General features: G+C 65.7%; 9 protein-coding genes. All 9 read left to right on the forward strand.

The window, feature by feature from the left end; translation table 11 throughout:
• Positions 1-7 precede the first annotated feature (7 nt).
• The 9 genes from AC1Q6P_RS05475 (at position 8) to AC1Q6P_RS05515 (ending at position 12067) form a co-directional block, all read left to right on the forward strand.
• Positions 8-1411: a hypothetical protein gene (locus tag AC1Q6P_RS05475; protein ID WP_492664466.1), complete on the forward strand. Its 1404-nt coding sequence runs from the start codon at positions 8-10 to the stop codon at positions 1409-1411.
• A gap of 13 nt (positions 1412-1424) precedes the next feature.
• Positions 1425-1898, forward strand: a complete 474-nt coding sequence (locus tag AC1Q6P_RS05480) for a hypothetical protein (RefSeq protein ID WP_492664465.1) — start codon at positions 1425-1427, stop codon at positions 1896-1898.
• Positions 1899-1905: 7 nt separating this feature from the next.
• Positions 1906-4443 (forward strand): ATP-binding SpoIIE family protein phosphatase, encoded by a 2538-nt coding sequence (locus AC1Q6P_RS05485; RefSeq protein ID WP_492664464.1) that lies wholly within the window; start codon positions 1906-1908, stop codon positions 4441-4443.
• Between the two features lie 49 nt (positions 4444-4492).
• The gene (locus AC1Q6P_RS05490; protein ID WP_171827442.1) at positions 4493-4837 is read left to right on the forward strand and encodes an STAS domain-containing protein; all 345 of its coding nucleotides are present in this window, start codon (positions 4493-4495) and stop codon (positions 4835-4837) included.
• 153 nt (positions 4838-4990) lie between these two features.
• Positions 4991-6664 carry a Na/Pi cotransporter family protein gene (locus tag AC1Q6P_RS05495; RefSeq protein WP_492664463.1) on the forward strand — a complete coding sequence of 558 codons (1674 nt, stop codon included), beginning with the start codon at positions 4991-4993 and terminating at the stop codon, positions 6662-6664.
• Between the two features lie 12 nt (positions 6665-6676).
• Positions 6677-8527 (forward strand): uracil-xanthine permease family protein, encoded by a 1851-nt coding sequence (locus tag AC1Q6P_RS05500; protein ID WP_492664462.1) that lies wholly within the window; start codon positions 6677-6679, stop codon positions 8525-8527.
• A gap of 163 nt (positions 8528-8690) precedes the next feature.
• Positions 8691-9716: a ParA family protein gene (locus AC1Q6P_RS05505; RefSeq protein ID WP_492664461.1), complete on the forward strand. Its 1026-nt coding sequence runs from the start codon at positions 8691-8693 to the stop codon at positions 9714-9716.
• A 4-nt stretch (positions 9717-9720) separates the two neighbouring features.
• A complete protein-coding gene (locus AC1Q6P_RS05510) occupies positions 9721-10590 on the forward strand; it encodes an SIR2 family protein (RefSeq protein WP_492664460.1) in 870 nt (289 codons plus the stop codon).
• A 595-nt stretch (positions 10591-11185) separates the two neighbouring features.
• On the forward strand, positions 11186-12067 hold the full coding sequence (locus AC1Q6P_RS05515; protein WP_492664459.1) for an REP-associated tyrosine transposase: 882 nt from the start codon (positions 11186-11188) through the stop codon (positions 12065-12067).
• Positions 12068-12122 lie beyond the last annotated feature (55 nt).

Raw genomic sequence — 12122 nt, forward strand, 5'->3', positions numbered from 1 at the left:
TTGCGTCATGACCAAACAACACCGAGCCCAGGGCCCGCACACCGCCCGCTGGGCGCTGGCCGGGCTGCTGGGCCTGCTGCTGCTCAGCCCCGCTGCGCGCGCGGCGGACGAAGCCGGCGAACCAGGTGCAGCGGCTGCAGCGGCGGCATCGGGCGGAGGCCAGGGCAGCGCCCTGCGCTTCTCCGGCTTTGCCACCCTGGGACTGGCCCACAACGACAACGCCACGGCCGGCGTCACCACCTCCTTCTCGCAGCTGCGGCCGGTGCAAAAAGGCTGGTCGGCGAATATGGACACGGCCCTGGGTCTGCAGCTGGAATGGCAGCCCGCCCAGGGCACCACGCTGCAAGTGCAAGGCGTGGCCCGGGCCGGCGAGGACATGAAGCCGCGCCTGCGCATCGCCGCCCTGCGCCAGCAGCTGGGCCAGGGCCTGAGCCTGAACCTGGGCCGCCTGCGCAGCCCGCTGTTCTTCGACTCCAGCATCGCCGAGATCGGCTATGCCAACCTGACCGTGCGCCCGGCGCCGGCCATCTACGCCCTGACCAACAGCGTGGCCAGCCTGGACGGCGCCGATCTGCACTGGCGCCTCAACCTCGGAGATGCCAGCCTGCTGGCCCAGGTCTTTGGCGGCCGCTACGACTACACCCACCGCTTCAACAACTTCGCGCCCGCCATCTCGGCCGATGCCAGCCTGCGCGGCCTGCTGGGCTTCAGCCTCAGCGCCAACCTGCAAGACCTGACCCTGCGCGTCTCGCACACCCGGATCGACCGCTATGTGCTGCGCTCCGCCCAGGTCGACCAACTCAACAGCGGCCTGGATCAAGTCAACGGCGCGCTGCAGCAACTGGCCCAGAACCCCCTGCTGCCGGCGCCCATGCTGGCGGCGCTGCAGGCCAAGTCGCGCGGCCTGACGGCCCTGCGCAACCCCTTCGACAACCGGCCCGACTACACCAGCATCGGCCTGGACGGCAACTGGCAGCACTGGCGTGTGCTGGCCGAGCTGACCTGGATGAACCCGCACAACGACCTAGTCGGCCGCGGCCGCGGCTACAGCCTGACCTTGGCGCGCAGCTTCGGTGACTTCACGCCCTACCTCGCCGTGGCCCAGATGAAGCGCTCCAGCGCCGTGCTCGACACCAGCGCCCTGGCGACCACCGGCCTCAGCCCTCAGCTCGACGGGGGCTTGCAGCAGTTGCAGCAAGGCTTCGACACGGCCCAGCAGTTCGCCAACATCAGCAGCCGCTCGCTCAGCCTGGGCCTGCGCTGGGACTGGCGCGAGAACCTGGCGCTCAAGACCCAGCTCGACCTGATGCGCACGCCCAGCCCCGGCACGCCCGGCCCCCTGGCCGTGCCCGCCCTGCCCTTCAAGCACAAGCTCCAGCTGTTCAGCGTCACGCTGGACCTGGTGTTCTGAGGAGGGCCCCGCCATGAAATTGAATCTGCTCTCCTCCCTGCTGCCACGCGTCGCCCTGCCCATGACGGCCCTGCTGGCCCTGTTCTGGGTCACCGCGCCCCAGCCGGCCCTGGCGGCCACCGAGTTGATCGTCATCGCCCACAAGGATGTGGCCCTGGACAAGATCAGCCCCGAGCGCGTCACCCAGATCTTTCTGCGCCAGCAGCAGAACTGGCCCGACGGCCAGCCCATCCAGCCCATCGATCTGCGCGAAGGCACCAGCCTGCGCCGCAGCTTCTACGACCAGGTGACCGGCCGCAGCCCCGGCCAGCTGCGCGCCTACTGGGCGCGCCAGAGCTTCACCGGCATGGGCCTGCCGCCGCGCCAGGTGGACAGCGATGAGGAAGTGACCCGCCTGGTGCAAAGCACGCCGGGCGCCATCGGCTATGTCTCGCGCAAGCCCAGCGGCGCCGGCGTGAAGGTCCTGCTGACCGCCAATCTGGACTGACCCGGCCATGAAAGCCGTCGCCACCGACCCCGGCCTGGAACAGGCCTCCTGGCTGCGCCTGCTGGCGCCGGCCAGCTGGTTGTCGGGGCGGCTGAGTTTTTCGCGCAAATTCCTGCTGGTCGGCGCGGTCATGCTGCTGGCCCTGGCCTTGCTGAGCTGGCCGCTGCTGCGCAAGGCCGGGCAAGACGCGCAGAGCGCAGAGCTGGAACGCCGCGGCCTGGCCGCCCTGGCGCAGCAGGCGGCCGTGCTCAACACCCTGGTGCGCCAGCGCGGTGAACTCAAGGCCGAACGCGCCGACAAGCAGGCCGCCCGCGCCGAGCTGAAAGTCCTGTTGGACTGGGCGGCCGCGCCGCCCTTGCCGAACAGCGCCCTGCCCAGCACCCTGCCCGCCCTGGCCCAGCGCCTGCAGCAGCAATGGCAGCAGCTGCAAGACCTGGCCGCGCAGGACGACGACGCGCAGCGCCGCTTTGCCGCCCACACCGGCACCATCAATGCCTTGCTGGCCCTGATGCGCGAGAGCGCCCGCGCCCACCGCCTCAATGTCGACCCGACGCTGGACGCGGCCTTTGAGATGCTCAGCCATCGCCTGCCCCTGCTGATGGAAACCCTGGCCAAGCAGCAGGACGCGCTGGCCCTGTCCAGCGACAGCATGGCCAGCTACGCCGTGGCTGCACAGGTGGTGCTCAGCGAGGCCACGCCGGCCCTGCGCGCCGGCATGCAGCAGCTGCTGGCCCCGGGCGACCGCGCCGGCCTGCAGGCCCAGCTCGATGAGCTGCTGGCCCGCATCGAGCGCCAGCAAGACGCCGTCGACAAGGTGCTGGACACGCCCCAAGCCCTGTCCGAGCTGCGCCCCATCGCCAGCGCCAACCTCGCCCAGGCCCAGGCCCTGCTGGTGGCCAGCACCGTGCAGGCCGATGCCTTGCTGCAGGAGCGCCTGACCCAGCTGCGCCGCAGCCAGTGGCAGGTGGGCGCGCTGCTGGTGGGAGCGATGGCGGCGATCGCCTACCTCTTCGCCGGCATTTATGTCTCGACCCTGCGCTCGCTGCGCCAGCTCTCGCAGGGCACGCAAGACTTCTGCGCCGGGCGGCTGGACACCCGCATCCGCATCGACACGCAGGACGAGCTGGTCCTGGTGGCCGGCAATTTCAACACCGTCGCCTCCGAGGTCGGGCGCCTGCTCGATGTGATCCGCGAACAGAACGAATCGCGCCAGCGCGAGCTGGAGCGCCTGGTGCAGCAGCGCACCCTGGAGCTGGCCGACAAGAACGACCAGCTGCACCTGGCCGCCCTGCGTGTGCAGGAAGAGCTGGAGTCGGCCCGCGACATGCAGCAGGCCATCCTGCCCCAGCACTTCCCGGACACGGCGGATTTCTCCATGCAGGCCTGCATGCACCCGGCGCGCGAGCTGGGCGGCGACTTTTATGACTGCTTCGCCCTGTCCGGAGGACGCTGGGGCTTTCTGGTCGCCGATGTGGCGGGCAAGGGCGTGGGCGCGGCCTTCTTCATGGCGGTGTCGCGCACGGTGCTGCAAGACCTGGCACAAGACGAGCTGAGCCCCGAGGAGGTGCTGGCCCGCGCCAACGACATGCTCAGCGGGCGCAACCCGATGGAGCTGTTCGTCACCGCCTGCTACTGCATCTACGACCCGCGCGACGGCAGCCTGGCCTACGCCAGCGCCGGCCACCCCGCCCCCTTGCTGCGCACCGCGCAGGGCGAGGTGCTGGCCCTGGACTGCCCGCGCGACATCGCCCTCGGCGTGCTGCCCGGCATGAGCTACAGCCGCCAGCATGCCCGCCTGGCCTGCGGCGACACCCTTTTGCTCTACACCGACGGCATCACCGAAGCCTTCAACGCCGCCGAACAGGCCTACGGCGACGACCGCCTGATCGCCTGGCTGCGCAGCAGCCGCGAGCCGCAGGCCGCCGCCAAGCTGGCCAGCCTGGTGCGCGATGTGGCAGCCTTCGTCGGCAGCGCCGAACCCAGCGACGACCTGACCGCCCTGCTGCTCTGCCGCAAGCCGCAGGGCGAGGCGCACGCCGCCCTGCTCGTTCCCTCCACCACCGACACGCCCGCCAGCCCACAAGCCCGAGGAGCTCTGACCGTGAGCCATGCCCCCCTGGAACTGAAGAACAAGACCCTGCTGCTGGAGTACCGCCTGGACAGCCGCGTGGAGGAGATCGCCGCCCTGGCCGAGGCCGTGGACGAGGCCCTGGCCGAGCGCCCCGACCTGGCCTTTGCCGTCAACCTCTGCCTGGAAGAGCTGATCACCAACACCATCCAGCACGGCTTGCACGGCGCGCCCGACCGCCCCATCCATGTGCGGCTCTCGCGCTCGGACGAATGGCTGGAAATCATCCTCAAGGACGACGCCCCGCCCTTCGACCCCTTCGTCCAAGCCCCCGCCCCCAGCCTCGACGCCAGCGTCGAAGCGCGCGAAGTGGGCGGCCTGGGTGTGCACATGGTCAAAACCATGATGGACGAGGTGCGCGCCTTCTACGACGGCAGCGGCAACCTGATCGTCCTGCTGAAGACACTCAAGCGCTAACGCTTCTTTCCAGCGCCACCCCAAATTCGATCTGAAGAAAGACACCTCCATGAGCTTCGAACACCACAGCAGCGATGAGCAAGGCGCCCGCCTGGTTCAACTCAAGGGCCGCATCGACAGCGCCAGCGCCGGCGCCTTCGAGCTGGCCGTGCAAGACCTGTTCGCCACGCCCGGCGCCCGCGCCCTGCTGGACTTCGCCACCGTGGACTACATCTCCAGCGCCGGCCTGCGCGTGGTGCTGATGGCGGCCAAGCGCGCCAAGCAGGCGCAAGGCCGCCTGCTGCTCTGCGGCCTGCCCCAGCATGTGCGCGAGGTGTTCGAGATCAGCGGCTTCCTGAAGATCATCGACAGCGTGAGTGATCGCGCTGAGGGTCTGCGCCAGCTGAACGCCTGACATGCCCCTCGCCCTGTCTTGCCCCGCTGAACGCGGGCCAGCCCGGTCGGTCCCCCGAGGGGACGGCGATGCTCACGGCATTGAGCCGCGAGCACATCGCCCGACGGGCCGGCTTGGGAGCGGCCCGGCGCTCGGCCCGGAGTACCCCCGTCCATGACCATCTTCATCAGCCTGTTCGCCGGGCTGGGCCTGTTCTTCATCGGCGTTCGCCTGATCAGCAGCAATCTGCGCCAGGTGATCGGCCGCCGCCTGCGCCAGCTGATCGCGCGCGCCGTCACCGGCCCGGGCTCGCTGGCCCTGTTCGGCCTGCTGGCCGGCGCGGTGATGCAAAGCGTCAACGCCGTCATCCATGTGCTGGTGGCCCTGGTCACCGCCGGCGCCATGGACCGCAAACGCGCGTTTCCCATCATCCGCTGGACCAATCTCGGCACCTCGATGCTGGCCCTGGTGGCCGCCATCGACCTGCACGCCCTGGCCCTGTGCCTGGTCGGGCTGACCGGCATCGCCTACTACCGGCAGATCGACCAATCGACCCGCTGGCGCCATGCCGTGGGCGCCCTGCTGGGCCTGGGCCTGCTGTTTCTGGGCACCGATTTCATCAAGAGCGGCGCCGCCCTGCTGCGCACCGAACCCTGGCTGCGCCTGCACATCAGCGAGCTGGGTGTCTGGCTGCTGCCCAGCTTTGCCATCGGCGCGGCCGTGGCCTGGGCGGCGCAATCGTCCACCACCGTGGTCGTCATCACCATGAGCCTGGCGGCCGGCGGCCTGATCGGCTGGAACGGCGGCGCCATGCTGGTGATGGGCGCCGGCCTGGGCTCGGCCGCCTCGGCCTGGAGCCTGGCCGGCCGCCTGCAGGGCAGCGCCCGCCAGCTGGTGCTGTTCCAGGTGCTGCTGCGCCTGCAGGGCCTGGTGCTGACGCTGGCGTTTTACGCCGGCAACCGCTGGCTGCTGGACGACCCCTTCGGCCGCCTGCTGGACCAGTTCCAGATGGGCCTGCCGGCGCGGCTGGCGGCTTTCTACATGGTGGTGCAGCTGCTCAGCGATCTGGCCAGCCGCGCGCTGGAGGCGCCCTCGCTGCGCTGGCTGGAGGCCTGGGCCGCACCCTCGCTGCAAGAGAACCTGAGCAAGCCGCATTTCGTGCACGACGAAGCCCTGGACGAAGCCGAAACCGCCCTGCTGCTGGCCGACAAGGAGCAGCAGCGCCTGCTCGCCTGCCTGCCCGCCTACCTTGACGCCTTGCGTCAGGACGCACCCGCAGCCCTGACCTCGGCAGACACACGCCAGGCCGCCGAGAGTCAGGTGCTGCAGCTCTGCGAGCAGTTCCTGGTGGAGTTGGCCGACCGCCAGCGCAGCCGCGATGTGCTGGAGCGCAGCATGGTGCTGCGCGACCGCAACCGCCTGCTCGCCTCGCTGCAGGAATCGCTGGTGGAGCTGCACCAGGCCGCCCAGGTGGCCAGCGGCGGGGATGATGAGGATGGTGTCGATGAGGCCGGCCGCGCCACCGTGGCCCAGCTGCTGGACCAGCTGGTGCAAAGCCTGCACCTGATGCTGGAGGCCTTGGCCGAAACCGCCGCCCGCGCCCAGCCCGACGCCGAAGACCTGGAGCTGCTGCGCAGCCTCACCCACGACCGCTCGGAGCTGATGGACGGCATCCGCCGCCGCCTGCAAGGCAGCGATCTGGAAGCCGGCCTGCGCCAGGCCGTCTTCAGCGCCACCACCGTGTTCGAACGCTGTGTCTGGCTGGCGCGGCGCTATGTGCTGCTGCTGGACAGCCCGCTCACAGCCACGGGTACAGCCATGGCCACGGCGCCCTCCACCAAGACCTGAGAGTCCCACACCTTGATCCACCACGCTCTGAGCCGCTGGCTGCCCCCGTCCAAGCCGGTGCGCCGGCCCTTCGAGCTGATCTACGCGGCCGATGAATGCCCGCCGCGCGGCGCCCTGGGCCTGCTGGCTTTGCAACATGCGGCCATGGTGCTGGCTCTGATCGCCCATGTGCTGGCCGCTGCCAAGATCGCGGGTTTAAGCCTGCCGCAAACCCACTCCATCGTCGCCATGACCCTGCTGGGCATGGCCATGGGCACGGCCCTGCAGGCCTGGGGCGGGCGCTGGGGCAGCGGCACCCTGCTGGTCTTCCAGCCCGACCCGATGATGATCACCGTGGCCGGCGCGGCCATCGCCAGCTACGGCCTGGGCTCCCTGGTGCAGGTGAGCCTGATCGCCGCCGGCGTCACGCTCTGCGTGGGCCCGCTGATGCGCCATCTGCGCGCCCTCTTCCCGCCCACCGTGGTGGGCACGGTGGTGTGCATGGGTGGCTTGGGCCTGGTGGAGCCGGCCATGCGCAATGCCCTGGGCATCCATGACGCCTCAGCCGGCGCAGCCACCGGCTTGCAAACCCTGCAGATCGACGGCATCAGCGCCCTCATCTCGGGCGCCACCCTGGCCAGCATCGTCGTGCTCTCGGTCTGGGGCGGGCGGCGCTTCAAGCTGCTGGGTGTGTTGGCGGGCTTGCTGATGGGCCTGCTGATCGCCGCGCTCAGCGACCGGCTGCTGGGCCTGGAGTGGCTGCACAGCGCGCCCTGGCTGGCCCTGCCGCAGCCGATTGCGCCCAGCTTTAACCTGGGCCCCGAGATCATTTTTGCCATCGTGCTGATCGCCACGCTCAACCAGCTGGACAACATCGGCTGCCTGATCGTGATGGACAAGACCGACAACGCCGACTGGCGCCGCGCCGACATGCAGATGGTGGGCCGCGGCATCCGCGCCAACGGCGCAAGTGATTTCTTGAGCGGCCTGTTCGGCAGCTTCCCCACCGCGCCCAGCTCGGCCAATATCGCCCTGGTGCACGCCACCGGCTCCAGCAGCCGCTACATCGGCCTGGCCTGCGCGGCCCTGCTGCTGCTGGTGGCCCTGAGCCCGCTGCTGACCATGGCGCTCACACTCATCCCGCAGGCCGTGCTGGGCGCCATCTCGCTCTATGCCGCCGCCTACCTGATCGTCTCCGGCATCGAGATGATCGCCACCCGCGCGCTCGACAGCCGCGGCATCTTCATGGTCGGCTTGTCGCTCTGCGCCGGCCTGGCCACCATGCTGATGCCGGGCCTGAGCCAAGGCCTGCCCGAGGGCGTGGCCATGCTGGCCGGCGATGGCTTTGTGGTCACCGGCGTCTGCGTGATGGGCTTGAATTTGTTGTTCCGCCTCGGCACCCGCATGCGCGCCAGCTGCGAGCTGGACCCCGGCCAAGGCTCAAGCATCAACCACCAGCTCACCGCCTTTGTCGAGCGCCAAGGCGCCGCCTGGGGCGCCCGCATGGACATCGTCCGCCGCGCCGCCCTGGCCGCGCTGGAAGCCAGCGAAGCCATCCAAGCCGCAGGCGGCGGCCGCCTGCTGGTGATACGCGGCAGCTTTGATGAATTCAACTTCGATCTGGAGTTGCTGCATGAGGGGGAGCCGCTGAGGCTGGGGGCGTCAGCTGCGGGGTCGGGAAATGGCTCAGCGGGCGCAGCCGCAGCGGCGGAAGCGTCGCTGGATCTGGATGCGCTGATGGACAGCGAAGAGGACATTGAACGCCAGCTCGACGCCGCCATGGCCCGCGTCTCCGGCGTCTTGATTCGGCACCTGGCCGACAAGCTCAGCAGCGCCAGCCTGGGGAACGGGCAGGCGGTGTTGAGGTTGCATTTTGATCATTGAGGGCGGGTGGCATTCGGATGGGGAACTGAAGCGGCACGCTAGCCCTGCAGACAAAAGGCCTGCGCCTCTGCGCCCTCAGCGCTACCCAGCATTACGCAAATAGTTCGGCCGAGACCATGGATACTCACACCAGCGAAAGAACTGAGTCTTTGACGAGGAAACGATGAAATCCGTAGCAATGTTCAACAACAAGGGAGGTGTCGGCAAGACCACCCTTATTTGCAACCTTGCCGCCTACCTCGCGCTGCATCGCAACCTGCGTGTTCTGCTCGTCGATTGCGACCCGCAGTGCAATACAACCCAACTGATCATGGGCGAAGAGTTTGCCGCGAGTTTTTATTGGGAAAGTCAGCACGAACCGATTACGACTATCGCGGACCTAATGAGGCCGATACAGGAAGGAGATTCGGAGCTTTCTCCGACCATCGTTCCCATTACGAGCCAACGTCATCGATTCGGCTGCGATCTCTTGGCGGGACACCCGTCTTTCTCTTTTCTAGAGGATCGACTAAGCCTCGCTTGGTCTCAAGTTTCAGCGGGCGATATCGGCGGCTATCGAAAAACTAACTGGGCTCGCTCTCTCTGTTCTCGCTCTGCGGCGGACTACGACGTCATCCTATTTGATGTTGGCCCAAGCCTTGGAGCAATCAACAGGAGTGTGCTACTGGGATGCGACTTCTTCGTTACTCCAATGGGGTCGGATATTTTTAGCATCCTTGGCATCCGAAACATTCAACATTGGTTAAGTGATGCAATCTCGACTTACGAGCACGGCGTAGCTCGCTGCAATGAATTATCACCCGGGGCGCTAGCACGCTATGCAATCCCGAATGTACCCAGCATAAGGTTTGGCTTTGTAGGGTATACATTGAATCAATACCTCACAAAGTCAAAACAAGGCGAGAGGATTGCTACAACTCGATATGAAGAAATCCTCGCAAAAGTACCACAGGAAGTCGACATACTTCGAAAAACATTCAGCGTCAACCAGATTTCTTTGAACTCACTGAAGCTCGGTGACATTCCGCATATGTACAGCCTAATTCCGCTGGCACAGACTCGTGCATCCCCTATTGGCGAGCTAGCTTCCAGCGACGGAATCGTCGGCTCTCACTACAAAATGATCGAAAACTACGAAGTGCGGATACGTCAAATCGCTGACAACTTCCTCAGAAATATTGGTCTGTAGAGCCATGATTGACTGGAGCGAAGCACTTGTAAAGGAGCTCGCCGCACGGCGATGCATCATCTTCTTCGGTGCGGGAGCATCGGCAGCGTGCACACCTACGATGGGCGACTCCAACCGTCGCCCGCCAGACTGGCGTGGCCTGCTAACCGAGTTAAATGCCCGTGTCCCAGCGGGACCTGACCGCACTCTAGCTACACAGCTCATTGACGAACTGAAGTTCCTTGATGCTGCTGAAGTAATTGCAGCAGCCATAAATCGCGCGGATTACGCAGATGCAATGCGCCAAATGCTTGAGTTACCGCGTTTTCGGCAGTCCACGATTCACGAACACGTTCTAAATCTTGATCCAAAGATTGCGATCACTACCAATTTCGATCAAATCTACGATCGATATTGCACAGGGGGCGCGGCCGCCGCTGGTTACAACATTGTCAAATACACTGATTCACATTTAGTACAGCAATTAAGGTCACCCACTCGCACTGTCATCAAGGCTCATGGCTGCATATCCCAAACAGACCATATGGTCCTCACTCGCTCTGGATACTTTGAAGCCCGACGCCAGTACGGACAATTCTTTCGAGTTCTGGACGCCCTGTGTCTTACTCATACGATTCTCTTCCTCGGGTACAGCCTCGCCGATCCGGATATTCAACTAGCGCTTGAGAATGCGACAATTTCGGCACCAAGCACCAATACGCATTACTTTGTCGCACCGAGTGGAACTCACGCAGCACTCAAAAATGCCGCTTCGCGCGCATACAACTTGACCTATGTTGAGTTTCCAGCACGAGACTATTCAAACTTGAACGCATCACTAGAGGATTTAGTCGAACGCGTGCTTGCTTACCGCCTTGCAAATCCTGATGGTTAGTTGCTGCGTCCCATGCCCCCCCGCGTCAGAATAGTTGGAGCCTCCATTGATTCAACCCTGCGGCATGAGAGGGGCATGAGGGTCACCCATTAGCCGCCCCCCGCGCTGGACCCCGCGCTTGTGTTAGTCGTTAAGACTTGACCCCGAATTTGTGTACCACTTGAGGTATGTTGCTGGCTTGGCTACTCGCAGAGTGAATCGCCCCGGGTTTCGAGGAGGCTCCAATTCCGAGCGCATGAGGGTCACGAGCGCATGAGGGTCAGGCCTTAAATTTGAAGTCCCCAGGAGCCTCGCCTAAGCTCCTCGCATGACCCGCCCCTTGCGCATCGAGTTCCCCGGCGCTGTGTATCACGTCACGGCGCGCGGCAATCGACGCGAGCCCATCTTCGAATCAGACGACGACCGCGCCTTGCTGCAGAGGCATGAGGGTCAGGCCTTAAATTTGAAGTCCCCACGAGCCTCGCCTAAGCTCCTCGCATGACCCGCCCCTTGCGCATCGAGTTCCCCGGCGCCGTGTATCACGTCACGGCGCGAGGGGGCATGAGGGTCAGGCCTTAAATTTGAAGTCTCCAGAAGCCTTACCTAAACTCCCCACATGACTCGCCCCTTGCGCATCGAGTTCCCCGGTGCCGTGTATCACGTCACGGCGCGCGGCAATCGGCGTGAGCCTATTTTCGAGTCGGACGATGACCGGGCCTTGCTGCTGGCCATCGTCGGCCAGACCATGAAGCGCTTTGACGCGGTGATGCTGGCCTACTGCTTGATGGGCAATCACTATCACTGGGTGCTGGGCACGCGCTTGGCGAATCTGTCAGCCCTGATGCAGCAATTGAACGGCATCTACACCCAGGCCTTCAATCGGCGGCATGGCAAGGTGGGGCATGTATTTCAGGGCCGATTCAAGGCGATTCTGGTGGACCGAGACAGCTATCTGCTGGAGGCCTGCCGTTACGTTGAGCTCAACCCTGTGCGTGCGCAGATGGTGCCGCAGCCGGGCGATTGGCCTTGGTCCAGCTACCGCGCCCATTGCGGCCTTGCCCCGCCCCCGCCCTGGCTTGACACGGCGGGGCTGCATGCGCACTTGCTGGGGCATGAGCCTCGCTCGGACCAAGAGCGGGCGCTTGCAGCCAGCCGCTATGCCGAACTGGTGGAAGCAGCTCGGGACTTGCGCCTCTGGGAGGAAGGCCTGCGTCAGCAAATCTACCTGGGCGCTGAGGCCTTTGTGGAGCGGACCTTGGCAGAGCACGAGCGCAGGCCTGCCACCTCCAAGGCGAGCGACATCCCTCGGCAGCAACGCAGCGAACCCAAGAGCTTGCAGCAGTGGCAACACGACTACCCCGATCGTGCCGAAGCCCTTTGGATGGCGCACACACGCTCGGGCATCAAGATGACGGCGCTCGCGGCCGAGTTGGGCTTGTCGGTCGCGCGAGTCAGCCAGTTGATCAGGAAGTATGAAGACTTGAAATTTAAGGTCTGACCCCGCGCCGGACCCCGCGCCGGAGAGGCAGCGAGGCCGTCAGGCCCGTTGGCAA

The organism is Roseateles sp. GW835-FHT13E02 (assembly GCF_058794035.1).

Bases quoted from the DNA above. Each gene is read 5' to 3' on its own strand.
- AC1Q6P_RS05475 (WP_492664466.1), top strand. From the start codon at position 8: ATGACCAAACAACACCGAGCCCAGGGCCCGCACACCGCCCGCTGGGCG.
- AC1Q6P_RS05480 (WP_492664465.1), top strand. From the start codon at position 1,425: ATGAAATTGAATCTGCTCTCCTCCCTGCTGCCACGCGTCGCCCTGCCC.
- AC1Q6P_RS05485 (WP_492664464.1), top strand. From the start codon at position 1,906: ATGAAAGCCGTCGCCACCGACCCCGGCCTGGAACAGGCCTCCTGGCTG.
- AC1Q6P_RS05490 (WP_171827442.1), top strand. From the start codon at position 4,493: ATGAGCTTCGAACACCACAGCAGCGATGAGCAAGGCGCCCGCCTGGTT.
- AC1Q6P_RS05495 (WP_492664463.1), top strand. From the start codon at position 4,991: ATGACCATCTTCATCAGCCTGTTCGCCGGGCTGGGCCTGTTCTTCATC.
- AC1Q6P_RS05505 (WP_492664461.1), top strand. From the start codon at position 8,691: ATGAAATCCGTAGCAATGTTCAACAACAAGGGAGGTGTCGGCAAGACC.
- AC1Q6P_RS05510 (WP_492664460.1), top strand. From the start codon at position 9,721: ATGATTGACTGGAGCGAAGCACTTGTAAAGGAGCTCGCCGCACGGCGA.
- AC1Q6P_RS05515 (WP_492664459.1), top strand. From the start codon at position 11,186: ATGACTCGCCCCTTGCGCATCGAGTTCCCCGGTGCCGTGTATCACGTC.